Here is a 17,730-nt window from a genome sequence, read left to right as displayed (position 1 = left end):
CCTGGGTGCATGACCACGTTCTTCACGTCGGACCAGCATTTTGGGCACGCGAACATCATCAAGTACTGCGATCGCCCGTTCGCGGATGTCCCGGAGATGGATGAGGGGATCATTGCCCGCTGGAACGAGACGGTGGGCCCGGATGATGAGGTGTGGGTTCTGGGGGACTATGCGATGGGGGACCGCGCCCGCGGGCTGAGCTACCTGTCCCGCATGAATGGGACCAAATATTTGGTGTCGGGGAATCATGACCTGTGCTCCCCGGTGGAGCGGAACGGGCACCTGCACGTGCAGCAGTACGCGGATGCGGGGTTCGCGGCGGTGGTGTCTCAGGCGGAGGTGAAGCTGCCGGAGGTGGTGCCGGGTGAGGGTGGCCTGCGGGTGCTGCTGAATCATTTCCCGTATGAGGGCGATTCGCACACGGAGGAGGACCGTCATGCCCAGTTCCGGCTGCGTGACCTGAGGCAGACCCTGGTGTGCGGGCATGTGCACGATGACTGGCGGGTGCGGCGCTCGCCGGAGGGGACCCTGCAGGTGAACGTGGGCGTGGACGTGTGGGATTTCCGTCCGGTGTCTGCGGAGGACCTCCACCGGTTCATCCTCGAGCAGGGTGACGCTACCCCGTCCAGGCGGTGAGGAGCTCTTCGGCGTTCCAGATGCGCGCGAAGTCGGCGTCGGTTTCCGCATGGCCTGCTGTCACACCTACGAGCGGGGTTTCGCTGATGGCGCCTGGGACGGCGGTGACGGCTGCACTCAGGCTGCGTGCGTCTCGGGCTGTGAGGGGCTGGTCGTCTCGCCATTTGATGGTGCCGGCAAACATGATGTGGCTGGCGGGCCTGGAGTCTGTGCCGATGATGTCGATTTCGGGGGTGTTGCTGCGTGGCCACCATCCGCCGATTTCGCGCACGTGCGGCCAGTCGTCGTTGGGGAGGAGCCGGGAGAGGGCTTCTCTGATGAGGGGTTCAATGGCGCGTCCTCGCCAGGATGAGTAGTTCTGCTGGTGGCGTGCGAGGGCGAGGTCGGGGCGTCCGCGGTCGATGTCGGGGAGGGATGTTTGGACGAAGGCGAGCCAGTAGCGCAGGGACGGGTCTGCGATGCGGAAGCGGCGGAGTTTGCTGGTGGTGCGGGTGGAGAGCGGTTCGTCGACGGCGAGGAGCCTTCGTCCTGTGAGCCGGTGGAGCGACTGGGAGAGGGTCGCTGAGGGGAATCCTCCGTCTGCGCCGGCGCGCTGGATGGCGGTGAAGGTTCGTTCGCCTTGGGCGCCGACGGCGAGGAGGACGTCGTGGTCTGTGCTTGTGGAGCTGATCTCTCCGTGCAGCACGCGGGTTCCGGAGACGACGAGGGCGCTGGTGGGGCGCTGGTATGAGGTGGTGAGGAAGTCGTTGACGCTCATCCCTTTCTCCCATTCTTGGGCGACGAGGGGCTGTCCTCCGGTGATGAGGTGAGCGTCGAATGCTTCGGATCCGTGGGTGCCGGTCATGGTGGCGACTTCGGCGGGGTTGAGGGGTTGGAGCACCATCTCTGTGGCGCGGTCGTGGAAGGGCTGGTCGGGGGCGTTGAGCTGTTCCATGGCGGAGAGATCGCTGCCGAGGAGGAGCAGGAGGACGGGTTTTCTGGAGAGCGCGCGGTCCCAGACGCGTTGGAGTTCGCCTGCTCCGCTGGGGAAGTTTTCGAGGAGCCAGGGGGCTTCGTCGAGGACGACGATGCTGGGGGTGTCGTCGGGGAGGGTGGTGGCCAGGAGGGTGAGTGCGGCGGTGAGGGTCTGGGGGTTGCTGTCTTGGGCGAGCGTGGTGTCGGGGACGCTGGAGTGGGTGACTGCGTGGAGCAGGTCTGTGAGCTCTTGCTGGGCGGGGGCGTGGCGGGCGGCTTGGAAGTAGACGTGGGGTGCGTGGGCTTGCTCGATGAATTCGGTGACGAGGCGGGACTTTCCGACGCGTCGGCGTCCGCGGAGAAGGACAGCGATGCCCTTGTCTGCTCTGGTGCCGCGCTGGACGGTGCTGAAGAGGGTGCGGAGCTCCTCGAGCTCGCGCTGCCTGCCGATGAAACTCACTTCGCCTCACTAAACTTCAAAAAAGTAAACTTTACTCATGCGAAGTTAACACAGGGAGGGGTGGTGTGGGTACGGTCTTTTTCATGAGCGGTTCTGATGTTCGGGTGATTCGTGTGGCTGCGGTGGTCCTGACGGACGCTGCGGGCCGTGTGCTGACGGTGCGGAAGCGGGGGACTGACCGGTTTATGCAGCCGGGCGGGAAGCCTGAGCCGGGGGAGTCGCCGGCGCAGACGGCTCTGCGGGAGACGTTTGAGGAGACGGGTCTGCGGCTGGATCCGGCGGACTTGGTGCTGATGGGTGAGTTCTCTGCACCGGCGGCGAATGAGCCGGGGTTCACGGTGGTGTGTGACACGTTCCGGGTGAGGCTCGACGACGACGCGGAGGATGTTCTTGCTCGGATCCAGCCCGCCGCGGAGATCGAGGAGGTCCGCTGGGTGGAGCAGGAGGACCTCCTCGGCAACGACGACCTCGCCCCGCTCCTCACCGAAGTGATCGCCCCAGCGCTCCTTAAGTAGGAGTGGGACGCTTAGGGGTTCTGCGCTTCTCGGAGCGTGGTTTCGATGCGTTCGATGACTTCTGCGGGGTCTTCGTGCTCCCAGAAGCGAAGGATGGTCCAGCCTGCGGCACGGAGCTTTTGGTCGGTGTCTTTGTCCCGTTCGATGTTCCGCTGGATTTTGGGCATCCAGTAGTCAGGGTTGGTCTTGGGCGGGATGAAGTGCTCAGGACATCCGTGCCAGTAGCAGCCGTCGATGTGGACTGCGACTTTCAGCCGGGTGAAGGCGATGTCGACGGTGCGACGCCGATCCTCGGGGAGGGGCCGGTAGGCCACCCGGAAACGCCATCCCCGCCGGTGAAGCTCCCGCCTGACCAGCAGCTCAGGCTTCGTATCCCGTGCGCGGTTGGCGCGCATCGTTAGACGCGCATGCTCCGAGGAAGCCCATGAATCGCCCATGTGCTCAGCGTAGAGGTCGTGTGAGAGGAGGGGGAACTCTCGATCAGACAGTCGCTTTTGCCTTGCTGAAACTCGAGAATTCGTCAGTACGGCGGCCGAGGCTGGCCTTCTCGTGGTCGTACTTGACCCCTTCGAACGTGAGGAAAAGGGCCCTGAAGATTGCACGCGCACCCTCAGCTGGAACAGCCATCCCGACCTGTTTTCGGATGCTTGAAGGGCCCCCTGAGAAACGGAAATTTTGAGGGAAGGTCTGCAATGTAGCGCGTTCACGGTTGGTGAGAGCGCGGGGCGCGTCCCAGTGATAGATGTGGGTCCCACCTCCTCCGGACCCTGTCACGGTGTAGCTCGGCTCGTCCGGGCGGAGGCGGCGGTAGATGTTGCTTAGGGTTGCTCCCTTCACCTTGAGGCGGAGATGAGCATTCCTGGGATCCTGCAGGCGCTCAGCATTGAAGGCATTCTCGCCTGGCGCGATGAGTTCGAGGCGCTCGCGCACGGCCCCGCGGTGAATCGGCATCTCATGGTGGAGGGCGTCAGGAGCGATCTTTTCGAAGGCTTCCTGGACCGAAAGCGGTTCGTCCTGGGTAGGAGGTGCGGGAACTTTGAACTCGTAGGGCAGATTTCCTCTTATTCCCACAATGATGATGCGCCGCCGTTTTTGGGGCACGCCGTACTCTTCGAAGCGGTAGACGTGCGGAACGAGCTTGTAGCCATATTTCCCGGCATTTCGCATCGCGTTCATGATGGTTGTCAAAGCTCGGTCACTGTTGGCGCTCAGAAGCCCGGTGACGTTTTCTGCTACGAACCATTTGGGATTATAAGTATCAAGGACCTCGATTCCCTTTTCGTACAGAGGCCCGAATTCGCCTTCGAGCCCTTTGTTCTCTCCGGCGCTGCTGAAGTCGTTGCATGGAAAGCCGAACGCAAACCCCTGGATGGGAGTCAGCTCCCCAATTGGAACTCGGGCCTCGTCCCTTACGTCCCCGCGGTAGAACTGATTGGGGCGGATGTTGGCTTCGTAGGTGTCGGCTGTGTCTTCGTCGTAGTCATTCGCCCACTCATGAACGATACGGACGTCGTGACCCATCTCTTGAAGATCCTGGGCGGCCCACCGTGCCCCCAGGGCCATGCCGCCCGGCCCGGAAAAGAACTCGCCCATGCGGTACACGGTGCTCAAGGGAGCTCCTTTCATGCGGGTGGGAGGCTAACTGAAACAGGTTAGCAGCCTCAGCTGGTTGGATTGGGTTCGCTGGGTAGGGGTGGTTGAAGATGATGGCCAATTGTTCCAGTATTCGAACATACATTCGACTGCAGCTCAACCGCTTAACGGACTGCTGCAGGACACAGGTATGTCTGAGGCCCTGTGTAGTGTCGTCCCCGAGCAGCACAACCGCCGGGTCAGAGCCGCAAGGGAGTCACCAATGGAGGATCAGCTTCGTCAACTTCTGCAGACGCAGCTCGAGAACCAGCTGAGCAAAGATGGTGTGACATGGGAGGAGGCCCACCGCCGAATTCTTGCTCAGTTTGGGTCCATGGAGGGTGCAATAGGAGCTATGGAACGTATCAAGGCGGATCGGGACGATTATCTGCTCGAGCGTTTTCAGGCGAGCTCCGAGGTGCAGATCGCAGATAAGCAGGAAGCTTACTGGTACGAGGGCCCCATTCCTGACCAGGTGTGGGATGCGCTGAAGGGCCGTATGGAGTCCGGCGGTCTCGCCGGCGCGGTCGAGAGCATCGACCGACACTCCACAGAGATTGTTGAGCAGCTCTCAGAGCCGCACAACCTCAACGACAAGCGGTCTGGGCTTGTCATCGGGTATGTGCAGTCGGGCAAGACGGCGAACTATGCTTCCGTGGTGGCCAAAGCCTTCGACGCCGGCTACAAGCTCGTTATCGTGTTCGCCGGAGTTCTCAACAACCTTCGTCGTCAGACTCAAGGCCGACTCATCCGTGACCTTGACGTGCACAAGCCTGTGTGGACCGAGCTCACAAGCATGGATGGAGACTTCGCGCGGGTCGAGAATGCCGTTCCCCTCGTCAGCGGCTCGAAAAGACTGCTGGCGGTGGCTAAAAAGAACCCCACACGGCTCCAGAACATTCAGCATTTCCTTGAAGAGCTGCCGGATGAGAAGCGCCTCAACTTGCCGATCCTCATCATCGACGATGAGGCTGACCAGGTCACTCCCGACTCCGCTGCAAAAAAGGAGGAGATGTCCAAGATCCATGCGCAGCTGCGGGAGATCTGGAGCCTTGTCGGCAACGGCTCATATGTGAGCTATACGGCCACCCCCTTCGCCAACCTCTTTATGAAGCCGGACGAGGACGATACGCTCTACCCGAGCAACTTCATCCACGTGCTTCCGGAGCCTGATGGGTACTACGGGGCTCGTAAGATCTTTGGACTTGAGGAGGGCGACGAGGACGTCGCTGGTGCGGACGCCGGCGCAGAGGTGACTCGCGATATTCCGGATATTGACCTCGAAGAGGTCGTCCCGCCTTTAGGGCGTGGTGCGGACGTCTCAGAGTTCAAGGCGACCGTCCCGCCCTCGTTGCGCAGAGCTGTTCAGTGGTTCGTCCTCGCCACGGCGATTCGGCGGAGTCGCGGTCAGGGCAGCAAGCACTCCAGCATGCTTGTGCACACGACTCCTCGAGTGGAGCCGCACTTCTCGATCCAGAGTGCTATTGAGAACTACCGGGATGAGCTCAGCAGGGCGGTCAAGGAAGACGGGGACTGGTCAACTCTCCGGAGTCTCTACTTCCAGGAGATCGAGCGAGCCTCCAGCTTCAGGGAACCCGAGTTCGGCGAGGAATCCTTCGACGACCTGAAATCTCACATTCGGGCTGTGCTGAGCGACCTGGTGACAATCGTTGACAACGGGGCCGAGGAGTCGGAAAAGCGCCTGGACTATCCGGATGATCGGGCTGTCACTGCCATCGTGATCGGCGGTGGAACGCTTTCGCGCGGGCTCACCCTCGAAGGATTGTTTGTCTCCTACTTCACCCGCACGTCCCGAACTTATGACACTCTCCTGCAGATGGGGCGCTGGTTCGGCTTCCGCAAGGGCTATGCAGACTTGCAGCGCATCTGGCTCAGCGAGGGCCTGGCCGACGACTATCGCTACTTGGCGACGGTGGAGGCTGAGATTCGCCGTGAGATTGCTGAAATGCGCAAAGCCGGACTGAAGCCGAAGGACGTGGGGGTCCGCGTTCGACGGCACCCAGGGCGGCTTGAAATCACGGGCCGTTCCAAGATGAAGTTTGCCCACAAGCTGGAGGTCGGCTTCGAGGGGCGACGCGACCAGACGCATGTGCTAGATGCACGCCTGCCTGTCCTCCAGGACAACCTTGAGCAGGGCCGACGCCTCCTCTCCGCGGCGAAGGCCAGTGCTGCTCCTGCTCAGCCGCGTTCCGGAGGCGCTGTGCTCTTGGAAGGCGTCCCCTACGAGGTGATCCGCGAATTCATGGAGGGGTTCCGAGCTCACCCATTCCACGGGAATCTGCACGACGGAACGATGCTGAAATGGCTCGACGAGTGGGATCGCAAGCTGAAGGATGGCTCGATCACTGGCCCAGACCCCGAGAATCTGTGGAACGTGGTACTTGCTTCCGGTGTCAGTGGGGGACCGGAGTGGGAGTACGACGGCGTCACCATTCACAAGACGCGTCGTGCGGCTGTCAGCGGATCCGCACCCGCTGAAGCGCGGAATGAGGACACTCGGAGTATTCGCGCTCTCATGTCAGACGGCGACCATATTGCGGATATTCGTCTTCTTTCGCACGCGGGAGCGCCCGGCTTCGAAGATCTAGAGCTGAAGGACGATGAGACGCGTGCTCTGCGTAAGAAAAAGGTCCAGGGCCGCGGCCTGATCGTCCTGTACGTGATCGACAAAGATTCGAAGCCTGACGCGAATCAGAAGGGTACGAGAGAGGCGCTCGCGGCACCGGAGGATGTGCTCGGTTACGGCCTCATCGCACCTGTGAATCCCCACGCAGCAGCGTTCGACCGCTCAGTGTTCGTCGGAGTCACGCCGACGCCTTCGGCTGCTGTTGAGGATGACGAGCCCATTGAAGAGCTTGCGCCCGAGGACACCGAGGCTGATCATCAGGTAGAGGGCTGAGAATGACGTCCCCCATCGAAGACGCACTCCGGACGGCCCTCTTCTCTGTCGGGAGTTCACCTGAGGATCACGATGATGAAGGCTTTGAGGCTGCGCCTGTTCGCGACCAGGGTGAGGACGCTGTCCTCTTTGTCCGTCATGATGAACGAGGCGCTCCAGAGGGGCTAGTCAGGGTCCATGCCCCGCTTCCGCGCCCAATGGAGATCAGTGATGCCATCCACATTGGTTCCGCATCTCTGACAACAGCAGGGCAGGGCAGTCTCCCTTCAGGCAAACACGAGTTCCTGCGTATTCGATGTACCCAGTTGCATCTCGCAGAGGCGTTCAAGAGCTTTCTTGACGAGATTCGCAGAAAGCTCAAGCAGGGGCGGTACAAACCCCTGGACATCGTGAAGGTGACTGCCAACAATTGGCGTGCTCTCCTGTCGGTGGCTGCGAAGGAGCATTCCGCCGAAAAGCTGGCCGGCCTGTTCGGCGAGCTGACCATCCTTGATCTCCTGCTGGAGCGCCATGGGCACGATGTGCTCGACACATGGCAGGGGCCGGACAGCAAACCCCAGGACTTCCGGTCGTCGTACTGCGCCATCGAAGTGAAGACGTCCTTCAACCGGTCGTCCCAGACCGTGACTGTGCACGGTCTGACTCAGCTCGATCCGCCGCCGCAGAGTGACCTGTTCATTGTGCTCGTCCACGTCGATGAGAGCGCTCATGGAGCTCCTCTGGATGATCTCATCGAGCGTGTCCGAGCCAAGGGGGCGGATGAAGAGATGCTCAGCGAGAAGCTCCACAATTTGGGGTACGTCCCCGGCAACGAGCACAACCGGAAGTCCAAGTTCCAAGTCATGTCGCGAAACACGTGGCAGGTGCAGGATGATGCGCCCGGTCTGCGGTGGTCTCAGCTCTCGGACCGGCACATCACTGGTTTAGCTGGGATGGTGAAGTTCAGCTTCTCCCTCAGCGTCCTCGGCCCCGCACTGACGGAGGAGGAGGAAGACAAGCTTCTGTCGCAATTCATGAGCGGGGAGGGAGGCAACGAATGAGCAGCTCGACACAGCCGCTTGCGCGCTACTCTAAGCCGCACGGCGCGGGAGATATCAGTTCGAGGGGTCTGGACCAGATCATGGGAACTACGGAGCTGTCGCGTGTCGAGATGCTCCTCCGCGAAACTCTGCAGAACGCCTGGGACGCCCGTCTTGAGGGGGAGCAGCCTATCTATGGGGCCGAGGCCCGGTGGCTGAAGCCCGAGTCTCTTCAGGTCTTACGGCACGACCTCTTTGCAGATCTCCCGCCTGTTTCTCCTGTGAAGGATTCTCTGGCCAAGGCCTCCTCAGCAGTAGTCGAAGTCTATGATCGTGGGACATCAGGGCTGGATGGGCCATTGGATCCCACTAGCGGGGAAGTCGATTCTGAGCAGTCGAACTTCGTCAAACTCGTCTATGACATCGGCTCGACCAAGCCCGCCGGCGGGGGTAGCGGGGGCACGTATGGCTTCGGCAAGACAGCAGCCTTCACCGCATCCGCTTCGCACACTGTCGTCTACTGGACCGCCTGTCAGACCCGACAGGGTCCGGAGCACCGGCTGATCGCGGTGTGCCATGGGAAGGATTACGTAGACAGTGGTACCCGATTCACCGGTGTCCATTGGTGGGGTGAGCCGGCAGAGGTCGGCGGGCTCGTGTTGCCAGTGCGGGGCGAAGCGGCTCGCAGGCTCGGCGAAAAGCTATTCTCCAAACGTTTTGCCCCCGGTGAAACGGGAACTTCTATCCTCATTCTGGACCCAGTTTTGGCGAGCGCTGTCGCCGAGGGCGATGGTGTCGGCGAGGAGGAAGTCGCCGAGGGAGTCAACGGCGTCACCACCAGAAAGCAGCTTCGGGAGCTCCAGAGGCAGATCACCCTTGCCTCCGCCAAGTTCGCTTGGCCGAAGGTGACCGTTCCGGCCGACGCCGCTGCGCCCCCTATGGCTCTGCATATTGGGGGAGAGTCTGATCCTGCCCCTGACGAGATCAGGGGTGCGCCGGACCTTCGGCCGTTCAAGCGACTGATGAACGCCCTCCGCGACTATCAGGAGCAGGGCACCTCGCGTGAGAGTAGGGAGACCGTGATCGTGGACGATCTGCTGATGGAGATCGCCTGCCGTCCCCTGCGCAAGGGGTCTGGGGGCTACTACGGAGATCTGGCGGTCGCTAAGGTCCCCAACTATCGCAATGAACAGGGCGAAAGCCACGCGGATTGGGCGATGAATCGTCTCTGCAATATGCGCCACGAAGCTGAGTTGGTAGTCAACTACGAGGAGATCGGAGGCGTCGAAGCAGAGGGGTACGCCTGGTTCGCCGTTTTCAAGCCGCGGGCAGGTTTCGATGCGCACTTCGCCGCTGCCGAACCCCCCGCCCATGATCGGTGGACCCCCGGGGGCGGTATGAGTCCCGAGTCGAACGCGACCGTGCGCAGTGCGAAGCGGCTCGTGCCGCAGAAGATCAGGCAGGTTCTCGCTCCTTCTTCTTCCAGCGTGTCTGGCGGAAGCGAATCTGCAGTGGGAGTTGCCGAGGAGCTCAGCAGCTTCGTTCCCCAGGGTAAGGCATCGGAGATCGAAGGGGCTGCGCCTCGTCCTCCCGGTGAAAGGCGAGCGTCGGCGAAAAAGCGGGCCGCTCACGTCACGCTTGTCTCCTCACAGGCCCAGCGTCTGGAGTCCGGACAGCACCTCTACTCGTTGATCATCGCCGCCGCCTCCTCCGAGGTCATGGTGAGACTCAAAATCAAGGCCCGGACAGCAGGAAAGTCTGAGCTCTTCGATACGGGAGACGTTGCCATCCAGTGGGAAGGCGACGCGGAGGCAGTCTTTGCTGACTCCTCAGAGCGCGAACTGCACGCCGGCCAGCAAACCAGGGTCGAGGTCTTCGTGCCTGCCGACACTGCAATTGATGTCGACCTGAAGGGGGAGACACTGAGCGATGGCTGAACCGCTTTTTCCCTACCCTCGCCTGCAGGATGATGACGTCCAGTGGTCTTCCTATGAAGTTGCTGTCGACGGGGTTCCGACAGTAATCGAAGACGTGTCCTCGAAGGTCGACGGCCTCAGCCGCATCACGGTTAGCCTCGGTGTCCGAGTGTTAAAACCCACGCTCCGGGAGATGAATCTTGCCGCCTCCTCAGTGCTATTGGGGCTGGTGGTCAAAGCACCGGAGTCGAACTATTCCATCAATGCTGAAGCCCACCTGGAGCAGGGTGAGGAGGAAACACTCTTCGGGCGCGCTGCTGTGGGCATTCACGCATCAGATCTCGCAGGTGAGCTGACGTTCGAGGGGGCCCTTCTCGCAGTGTCATCAGGAGGTTCTGCGCTTCCGATGAAGTTGGCAGATATGGAGACGCAACGAGCCGACCTTGTCGATCGGTCGCGCTTCCCCACATTGGCATATTCATTTTCTAAGGCAGGCCAGCCATCCATTCCGTGGAGACTAGATATGAGTTCATCCAACTCAGATGATGATTTTAGTCTTTCAGTGAGATTGCACCTCAACACGGACTTCTCCGTGGTCCGGGACATCAACGCAGGTCGGGCAGGTGCTGACGCAAAGTCCTCACTGAAGAAGGACATCGCACGAGGCATTCTTCTGGAGACTGCTCGGTTGGCTGATGGGCTGACTGAAACTGCTTTCGACGACCTCATCGAAGATGAGCCTTTCTCGGTCCTGGCAGGTGCGGAGCAGACAGCCGAGATGTTCATGCGCACTTCCCTACGGGATGCCCTGCGGCTCCTTCGTGACGACCCGAGCGAGTTCGAAGTGCGACTTTCTGACGGGACGCAGTATTTCCGAGGAGACAAGTGATAGAGAGGCAGACTAGGCAGCAGGGCCTGCTCTTCCCCCGACTCGGCGCGGAAGCTGCGGAGATGGCATGGCAACAGATGCGTGCGGGGAAGGAGCTTCGTCCGCTTGATATGGACTTCCGGCACAACTACGCGCCGACGGGCGGCGAGCGTTTCACTGAGGCTGATGTTTTCCGGGCCCGTGAAGCCGTCTTGGCGGAGATGGCGGGGGTTGCGTTGGACGAGAGCCGCCGTTGGGATCAGGAGATGTCAGCCTCGCTTCGGAAGCACTTCCCCCTCGCTCCCGCAGAAGCTGGTCGCGGCGACACGTGGGACTACATAGCTTTCATGGTCCTGCCCGACTTAATTGTCCATCGCTTTGACCCGACCACCAGTGATCGAGCTCGCTTTCAAGGCGAGAGCCGCCGACACGTCCTGCGCCGTCTTTGGAGACGCACTCAGGTCTTCGAGGAGCGGTTCTACTATGGCGAAGATGCGCTCAGTGAGGATGAGTTCGGCAACCTGCTTGAACGCCAGGTTACAGCGTTGCGGCCTGCTCTCGCGAACACGGCAGCCCGTTACATCCTCAGCAGCATGCTTCATGGACAGGACAGAAGAGATTTCACACGCCGCCTGCTCAAGATCATGACTTATCGCACTGCCATCTACTGGGTCGATGTGAAGGACGAAGACATCCTCGATAACTTCGTCCGCGACTGTGCTCGGGAAGCTCACCCCGCGCTTGCGGCCCGCTGAGGTTGCGTAGGGCCATGCAATGCATGCGGCGTTTCTGTAGCGTCGGAGTGAGTCGCGTACTCAACTGAGGAGAATGATGGCTCATCTGCCGACGTCGGGCCTTCGGGCCGTGACCTTCACTGGAGCGGGGCTGCTGGTTCTTGTGCTCGCCAGCTGCGGAGACACCACAGACACTGAAGACGGGGCTGAAGACCCCGAAGCGGCGCTGGAGCAGTACTGGGACGCCATCGAAGAAGGCAACCCCGAAACCGCCTGTGCGCTCAGCCACTCCGATCACCGCGGCGGTCTCTACGCCGACTGGGACGAAGACGAACAGCAGGCCTGCATCGACGAACTCGACGATCTCAGCGAATGGCTCCAGCAGGAACCCGACAGTGGCGATGTCGACACCGTCGCTCAAGTCTTCAGCAAAGGCGACACTGAAATCCACGAACAGGACAACGGTGAAGCCCGCATTCACCACATCCCCGCCGCCGATGACTACCCCATGGGCCCTACCCTTTACGACGCCATCAGCGTCAATGACCACTGGTACCTCGACGAGCCCGACCCGCTTCCCATCAGCGCCGAGTTCTGATCGCTCATGATGGTGCGGACATCCTGCGTCCAGGAGTGCGGAGATCCTTCATTCGAAGAATAGCTGAACCCTGAGAACAAAGGGATTCAGAGGTATTAGTGGGCATAACGATGCAGGATGTCCGCACATCATGAGGAAGTCATGCCCGCTGTATACCGCCATCGCTTTGCCGAAGATGTGCTCATCGAAATGCTCAGCCACGCGCCCGTGGTCATCTTGGAAGGCGCTCGGGCTGTTGGTAAGACCAGCCTCGTCAAGAACCTCGTAGACCAAGGCCACCTTGCCCAATACGAAACGTTCTCCGACGCCGCCACCCTTCAAGCCGCACAAGCAGATATTCGTGGATGGCTGCGCAGACTCAAGCAGCCCTTTGTCATCGACGAGGCGCAACTACTCCCTGAGCTGCCCACCGCCATTAAGCACCTGCTCGACGAAAACGCTGACCACATCAGCTGCATGCTCACCGGTTCAGCGGCCCTCGGCAACCAAGGCTTCGGCGGTAGCGACCCCCTGGCCAGACGAACCCACCGGTACGGGCTGGAACCTCTGACCGAAGCTGAGCTCAACGACAACAACGGGCTCTGGTCCGTCACCGACAAACTCTTCGACGCCGACCCCTGGGTGAAACACCCGGAAGAAGACGCGACCTGGCAGGAAGCGATCCTCCTCGGAGGGATGCCAGAACACCGCCTCACCGCCAGCCCACGCCCAGGACGCTTCCTGCACAGTCATGTCCGGCTCGGAGCCGAATCGATCCTCACCGAAGACGTCCTTCCCGACGAGCGATTCGACCGCATTCGTGCGCTCACCATCCTTGACCACCTCCTCCGGGTGCCCGCCGGTGAAATCAACGCCGAACCCCGGCAAAGACGCGTTCCGCGGACTCTGGGCGCTCCAAGAGGAATATCCCGACCAGTTCCACCGCGGCTACGTCATCGCGCCGAACGCCCCCCGCAGCCCCCACGGCGAAAACATGTGGACTCTTCCCCTCTCCGCCCTGAAAGACCACAGCCTGTGGGAGTAATAAGGCCGGCAGCTCACCGACCGTTCAGACGAGCGAGGAGCACCCGGCGTCGTGCATATGCTTGACGCCGTGGAAACTGACTGCCTGATCCGGCCGCCCCAGCCCCAAGACGCCGAAGCCCTCGGCCGGATGCACAACACCGCCTGGCGAGAGGCCTACGCCCACTTCATCCCCGAACGGTTCTACGACGCCAAAGCCGAAGCCGACCGCATCAGCATGTGGAAAGAAGCCCTCAGCCAGCCCCGCAGAGGCACCCTGCGCATCGCCCTCCACCACAACCAGATCATCGGATTCGCCAACTACGGGCCAGGAAAAGACGACGACGCCCCGCGCAGCCACCAGCTCTACGGGCTCTACACCCTCGCCGCCCACCACGGCACCGGACTAGCCCACCAGCTCATGGCCCACGTCCTCGGCCCACAACCCTCATACCTCGAAGTCTTCAAAGACAACCCCCGCGCGGTCCGCTTCTACAGCAAATACGGATTCGCCCTCCACGACGAGCTCCCCATGAGCCGCTGGAACCCCAGGGACCAAGACATCGCCCACATCAGCGCCCTACGCCTCACCCGCGACTGAACCCCAGGCTCAGCCCGCCGCGCGCGCAACCCGACGCTGCAGCGCCTCCCACTGAGCCGCCGGCTCCAACGAGACTGACAGGGTATGCAGCTCGATGACCTCGCCATGCTCGGCGACAAAAGGGCCCCTCTGAACCATCGTGCCCGGCATCAGATTCATCATCAGCAGCGCCGCCTGACGAGCACCGCCCTCCGGCAGAGCAACCCCAACAGACACCACCGCAGGCTCAATATCCGGCACCCGACGCGCCGCACGCCGAGCAACATCCACACCACCCCTCGCCGACTGCCACAAAAACCACCCCGCCAACACCAAAGAGCCCCACACACGGGCAGGCCAACGAGACAGCTCCGGGCCGCCCCGCGGAGGCAGAAGCACCAGACTCAGCACCGTCCCCGCAGCCACGCTCACCACCCCATACAGCGCATAGTCCGCCGAAGGACCCGCCAGCACCACCCACACCACGCCCAGAAGCAGGGCGCGCAGAAGAACCGAGACCACAAACCTCACACCAACCACCCCACAGACAGCACCATCAACGCCGCAACCAGCACCACCAGCACCGCAGCACCGCTGAACTCCCACGACCTCAGCCGCCGCTCGCCCCCATCGAGCCCCTGCTCCGTCCGCTCACCCGCAGAAGACATCACATTCCACACCGAAGCCCGCACCATCGCCGTGCCCCGATGCGCACCGTCCAGCACCACCGCTGCGCCCCGGCCGGCGCGAGCGGCCAGAGACTCCTCAGCCACCACCAGATCACCCGGCTGAACAGCCGACCCATCAGCATGCATTGCCCACCCAGGCAGCCAGCCCCGATGCGCCGACCACCACACGCCCAGCCCCAGCACCACACCCAGCAGCAGCGGCCACGTCGCATCCCACAGCGGACCCAACTCCCACGAGAAGCCCCCAGCCTCCAACCAGAACGCGCCCACCAGCCACGGCACCGCAACCCCCGCCGCACACACCAGCAGCCACGACGCCAACTCCCCGGCAGGGCGGTGCTCCGGGTGCCGCTCCGCAGACCACAGCAGCCAGCCGCACCGCATCAGCAGCACCACAGACCCCGTGGCCACCAACGGCAGCAGGTAATAGAGATCCGCGCCCAAGAACGTCACCCCCTCCACCGTCTCCTTCGAGACATACTTCCCATAGGCGCCCGACGTCAGCGGAGCCCCCGCCACCGCCAGCGCAGCGCCCACCAGGCCCACCAGCACCAGCCAGCGAGTCCCCCCGGTGCCGAAGTGCTTCGCCACCGGGACACCCAAGAACAGGGCGCCCTTGGCCAGGCCATGATGCACCGCATACAGCACCGACGCCGCCGCGGCAGTCGACGCCAGCTCCGGCACCAGCAGCCCCGCCGCCACCAAGCACGTGATGAACCCCATCTGGCTGATCGTCGAATAGGCGAGCACCACCTTCGGGTCCCGCTGCAGCACACCGATCGCCGCCGCGGCGAACGCACCCACCAACGCCAAAGCCAACAACGTGTACCCCGTCGCAGCCAGCGCAGCCTCACCCAGCGGCAAGAACCGCAGCCATCCCACCAGGCCAGCCTTCACCATCGCCCCCGAAAGCACCGCCGAGGCCGCCGGAGGAGCCGCCGGGTGCGCCAACGGCAGCCACACATGCAGCGGCACCGTCCCCGCCTTCACCCCAAAGCCGATCAGCAGCAGCACCACAATCAGCCCCGTGAGCTCAGACTCCGCCACCGCCGCCGGAGCATCTGCAACCCGATGGCCCCCCGCGCTCGCCGTCAGAATCAGGCCCGCCAGGATTGCGGTCTCCGAGATCACCGACATCACCAGATAGATGCGAGTCGCCCGCTGCGCCTCCTGGGACCGGTAATGGATCACCAGCCCCGCTGCGGAGAAGCTCAGCAGCGCGAACGCCGCATAGAAGCTTGCCGCATCCGCAGCCACATAGGTCCCCACATTTCCCACGAAGCACACCAGCAGAAACGCCGTCAGCGCCCCCGAACCCTTCTCCGTGTCCCGGAGCTTCGTCCACGAGACCGCCATCAGCGCCGCCGAATACAGCAGCGCAGCGATCAGCGTCAGCGACCTCGCCCACGGGTCCACGTAGAACTCCGCACCGAGCAGCAGCCACGGCACCTCCAGCCGAGCACCTTCCCCGAACAGGCTCAGCAGCACAGCCGGCAGCGTGGTCAGCGGCGCAAGGATCGCCGTCGTCCGCCGCACCCGGTGCGCAGCCGAGGGGCCCGCCGCCCCCGCCAGAGCAATCACACTGACGGCCAGCGCCGGCAGCAGGAACGCAGAAGCAATCAGCATCAGCCGAACACCCCCTCAGCGATGAACCGGGAAACCTCCAAGGGCGAGAACACCAACGAAGCCCCCAGCCCCACCGCCACCGTGAAGGCGGCAGTGCACAGCGCAGGCACCAGAAGCGCCTTCGGCTCATGCACCGCCGGTCCAGCAGAGTCCGCCTCTGCTGGGTGAACATCATCCCCTTCCTTGCGGCCGCCGCTGGGCGCCCACCCGGTATCCGGGGACGGCTCAGAGAACCAGATCCGGAATACCACCGGCAAGAAGTACGCGGCGTTGAGCATCGAAGAGGCCACCAGAACCCACAGCACCCACGGATGCGGAGAGTCCAGCGCCCCCAGGCCCAGCTGCCACTTGGAGATGAACCCGGCCGTCGGCGGAAGACCGATCATCCCGAAGGCCCCCACCGTGAAGGCCGCCGACGTCCACGGCATGCGCCGGCCAGCACCCTGCAGGTCGCTGATCTTATGCGCGCCCATCGCCTCAGCGAACAGGCCCGCGCAGAAGAACAGGGTGATCTTCATAATCCCCTGATGCACCAAGTGCGCGATGCCCCCCGCCGTGCCCGCCATGGAGAACATCGCCACCCCCAGCACCACATAGCTGACCTGCGAGACGGTGGAGAACGCCAGACGACGTTTGAGCTCATCCGCCCGAAGCGCCTGATACGAGCCGTAGAGCACCGTGATGGCCGCCACCACCAGCAGCGGCGTCAGCACACCCAGCTCCTGGGCCGCCTGGACGCCGAAGACATCGTCGACCACGCGCACGATCCCGAACACGCCCGCCTTCACCACCGCCACCGCATGCAGCAGCGCCGAGACCGGAGCAGGGGCCACCATCGCGGCCGGCAGCCAGGAATGCAGGGGAACCAGGGCAGACTTCACCCCCATGCCGCCCACCAGCAGCGCAAAGATCATGACGGCGGTCCCCGGGCTGGCGGAGGCGAGATCAGCGACACTGGCGGCCCCGCCCTCCGCGAAGTCCACCGGGCCGACCTCCATGGTCAGCCAGACCACCCCGATCAGCACCGCGACCCCTCCGCCCAAGGCATACCGCAGATACGTCTTCGACGCCCTCAGCGACTTCTCGTCCCCCCAATGCGCCACCAAGGGGTAGGTCGTCAGCGTCAGCAGCTCGTAGAACACCAGGAACGTGATCAGGTTCCCGGAGAAGCTCAGCCCCACAGTCGCCGTCACGCACAGGCTGAAGAACCCGAAGAACCGGGACCGGTTCGGCTTGCCCTCCAGGTAGCCGATCGCGTAGATGGTGGTCAGCAGCCACAGAATCGCTGAGAGTCCGGCGAACAGCAGCGCCAGAGGATCCACCCGCAGCACCAGCTCGATGGGCTCGCCGCCCGGGGTCGGCAGGAACGGCATGGCGAACTCCGGCCGCAGACCCTCCGCGATCACCCCGGGCACCAATGCGGCAATCAGCAGCACCTTCACCCCGGCAGCGACCAAGTTGATCGAAGACCGCAGCCGCACCTGATGCTCCCCCAACGGGAAGATCATGGTCGCTGCCGCCAAGGACAGCGCCACCATGACCACAGGGATCGCTGTGAGCAGCAGCTGGCTGCTCGTCACA

At 62.8% G+C, this 17,730-nt stretch carries 17 protein-coding genes and 1 pseudogene; 11 read left to right on the top strand and 7 right to left on the bottom strand.

The annotated features are described in order from the left end of the window. The first annotated feature begins 9 nt into the window (after positions 1–9). Positions 10–636 carry a metallophosphoesterase family protein gene (locus FWJ47_RS02405; protein ID WP_147103588.1) on the top strand — a complete coding sequence of 209 codons (627 nt, stop codon included), beginning with the start codon at positions 10–12 and terminating at the stop codon, positions 634–636. Here the strand turns inward: FWJ47_RS02405 and FWJ47_RS02400 are convergent. Then, positions 617–2,050 (bottom strand): ATP-binding protein, encoded by a 1,434-nt coding sequence (locus tag FWJ47_RS02400; protein ID WP_147103585.1) that lies wholly within the window; start codon positions 2,048–2,050, stop codon positions 617–619. The genes FWJ47_RS02405 and FWJ47_RS02400 overlap by 20 nt on opposite strands. Positions 2,051–2,133: 83 nt before the next feature. Between FWJ47_RS02400 and FWJ47_RS02395 the strand changes: the two genes are divergently transcribed. After that, complete coding sequence (locus FWJ47_RS02395) at positions 2,134–2,565, top strand: NUDIX hydrolase (RefSeq protein ID WP_147103582.1); 432 nt, start codon at positions 2,134–2,136, stop codon at positions 2,563–2,565. A gap of 11 nt (positions 2,566–2,576) precedes the next feature. Here FWJ47_RS02395 and FWJ47_RS02390 read toward each other — a convergent pair whose 3' ends face one another. Then, positions 2,577–3,002: a very short patch repair endonuclease gene (locus tag FWJ47_RS02390; RefSeq protein WP_147103579.1), complete on the bottom strand. Its 426-nt coding sequence runs from the start codon at positions 3,000–3,002 to the stop codon at positions 2,577–2,579. A 43-nt stretch (positions 3,003–3,045) separates the two neighbouring features. Further along, positions 3,046–4,167: a DNA cytosine methyltransferase gene (locus FWJ47_RS02385; RefSeq protein WP_246126305.1), complete on the bottom strand. Its 1,122-nt coding sequence runs from the start codon at positions 4,165–4,167 to the stop codon at positions 3,046–3,048. 385 nt (positions 4,168–4,552) lie between these two features. On the opposite strand from FWJ47_RS02385, the gene FWJ47_RS02380 reads away from it, so the two are divergent. From FWJ47_RS02380 to FWJ47_RS12405, 7 genes and pseudogenes are all read left to right on the top strand, one after another. Beyond that, positions 4,553–7,117, top strand: coding sequence for a Z1 domain-containing protein (locus FWJ47_RS02380; protein ID WP_170228442.1), 2,565 nt, complete (start codon positions 4,553–4,555; stop codon positions 7,115–7,117). Between the two features lie 2 nt (positions 7,118–7,119). After that, a complete protein-coding gene (locus tag FWJ47_RS02375; protein ID WP_147103569.1) occupies positions 7,120–8,157 on the top strand; it encodes a PD-(D/E)XK motif protein in 1,038 nt (345 codons plus the stop codon). Further along, a complete protein-coding gene (locus tag FWJ47_RS02370; protein WP_147103566.1) occupies positions 8,154–10,073 on the top strand; it encodes a hypothetical protein in 1,920 nt (639 codons plus the stop codon). The genes FWJ47_RS02375 and FWJ47_RS02370 overlap by 4 nt, the downstream gene beginning before the upstream one ends. Beyond that, positions 10,066–10,941 (top strand): hypothetical protein, encoded by an 876-nt coding sequence (locus tag FWJ47_RS02365; protein ID WP_147103561.1) that lies wholly within the window; start codon positions 10,066–10,068, stop codon positions 10,939–10,941. Before FWJ47_RS02370 ends, FWJ47_RS02365 begins: the two co-directional genes overlap by 8 nt. Further along, a complete protein-coding gene (locus FWJ47_RS02360; RefSeq protein ID WP_484213809.1) occupies positions 10,938–11,675 on the top strand; it encodes a DUF6339 family protein in 738 nt (245 codons plus the stop codon). The genes FWJ47_RS02365 and FWJ47_RS02360 overlap by 4 nt, the downstream gene beginning before the upstream one ends. A gap of 76 nt (positions 11,676–11,751) precedes the next feature. After that, positions 11,752–12,252 carry a hypothetical protein gene (locus tag FWJ47_RS02355; protein WP_147103553.1) on the top strand — a complete coding sequence of 167 codons (501 nt, stop codon included), beginning with the start codon at positions 11,752–11,754 and terminating at the stop codon, positions 12,250–12,252. 117 nt (positions 12,253–12,369) lie between these two features. After that, positions 12,370–12,756: pseudogene (locus FWJ47_RS12405) on the top strand (AAA family ATPase); the annotation flags it as partial. Here FWJ47_RS12405 and FWJ47_RS12200 read toward each other — a convergent pair. Further along, positions 12,721–13,074 (bottom strand): hypothetical protein, encoded by a 354-nt coding sequence (locus FWJ47_RS12200; protein WP_246126126.1) that lies wholly within the window; start codon positions 13,072–13,074, stop codon positions 12,721–12,723. The pseudogene FWJ47_RS12405 and the gene FWJ47_RS12200 sit on opposite strands and share 36 nt — an antisense overlap. 19 nt (positions 13,075–13,093) lie before the next feature. On the opposite strand from FWJ47_RS12200, the gene FWJ47_RS12195 reads away from it, so the two are divergent. Together FWJ47_RS12195 and FWJ47_RS02345 are read left to right on the top strand one after the other, a co-directional pair. Beyond that, positions 13,094–13,276, top strand: a complete 183-nt coding sequence (locus tag FWJ47_RS12195; protein ID WP_246126125.1) for a hypothetical protein — start codon at positions 13,094–13,096, stop codon at positions 13,274–13,276. 69 nt (positions 13,277–13,345) lie between these two features. Further along, on the top strand, positions 13,346–13,855 hold the full coding sequence (locus FWJ47_RS02345) for a GNAT family N-acetyltransferase (protein WP_170228440.1): 510 nt from the start codon (positions 13,346–13,348) through the stop codon (positions 13,853–13,855). Positions 13,856–13,864: 9 nt separating this feature from the next. Here FWJ47_RS02345 and FWJ47_RS02340 read toward each other — a convergent pair whose 3' ends face one another. The 3 genes from FWJ47_RS02340 to FWJ47_RS02330 are packed head-to-tail and all read right to left on the bottom strand — an operon-like array spanning position 13,865 to position 17,729. After that, a complete protein-coding gene (locus FWJ47_RS02340) occupies positions 13,865–14,356 on the bottom strand; it encodes a Na+/H+ antiporter subunit E (protein WP_170228439.1) in 492 nt (163 codons plus the stop codon). 5 nt (positions 14,357–14,361) lie between these two features. Next, positions 14,362–16,149 (bottom strand): proton-conducting transporter transmembrane domain-containing protein, encoded by a 1,788-nt coding sequence (locus FWJ47_RS02335; RefSeq protein WP_211358954.1) that lies wholly within the window; start codon positions 16,147–16,149, stop codon positions 14,362–14,364. Continuing rightward, a complete protein-coding gene (locus FWJ47_RS02330; RefSeq protein ID WP_246126124.1) occupies positions 16,149–17,729 on the bottom strand; it encodes a complex I subunit 5 family protein in 1,581 nt (526 codons plus the stop codon). The genes FWJ47_RS02335 and FWJ47_RS02330 overlap by 1 nt, the downstream gene beginning before the upstream one ends. Position 17,730 lies beyond the last annotated feature (1 nt).

Origin of the sequence: Nesterenkonia populi, assembly GCF_007994735.1 — a bacterium.
GTDB classification, from domain to species: Bacteria; Actinomycetota; Actinomycetes; order Actinomycetales; family Micrococcaceae; genus Nesterenkonia; species Nesterenkonia populi.
The sequence above is the reverse complement of the archived record's forward strand: the minus strand, read 5'-3'. Positions and strand labels throughout refer to the sequence as shown.

Coding starts and splice junctions, on each gene's coding strand:
- FWJ47_RS02405 (WP_147103588.1), top strand. CDS start 10: ATGACCACGTTCTTCACGTCGGACCAGCATTTTGGGCACGCGAACATC.
- FWJ47_RS02395 (WP_147103582.1), top strand. CDS start 2,134: ATGAGCGGTTCTGATGTTCGGGTGATTCGTGTGGCTGCGGTGGTCCTG.
- FWJ47_RS02390 (WP_147103579.1), bottom strand. CDS start 3,002: ATGGGCGATTCATGGGCTTCCTCGGAGCATGCGCGTCTAACGATGCGC.
- FWJ47_RS02380 (WP_170228442.1), top strand. CDS start 4,553: ATGGAACGTATCAAGGCGGATCGGGACGATTATCTGCTCGAGCGTTTT.
- FWJ47_RS02375 (WP_147103569.1), top strand. CDS start 7,120: ATGACGTCCCCCATCGAAGACGCACTCCGGACGGCCCTCTTCTCTGTC.
- FWJ47_RS02370 (WP_147103566.1), top strand. CDS start 8,154: ATGAGCAGCTCGACACAGCCGCTTGCGCGCTACTCTAAGCCGCACGGC.
- FWJ47_RS02365 (WP_147103561.1), top strand. CDS start 10,066: ATGGCTGAACCGCTTTTTCCCTACCCTCGCCTGCAGGATGATGACGTC.
- FWJ47_RS02355 (WP_147103553.1), top strand. CDS start 11,752: ATGGCTCATCTGCCGACGTCGGGCCTTCGGGCCGTGACCTTCACTGGA.
- FWJ47_RS02335 (WP_211358954.1), bottom strand. CDS start 16,149: ATGCTGATTGCTTCTGCGTTCCTGCTGCCGGCGCTGGCCGTCAGTGTG.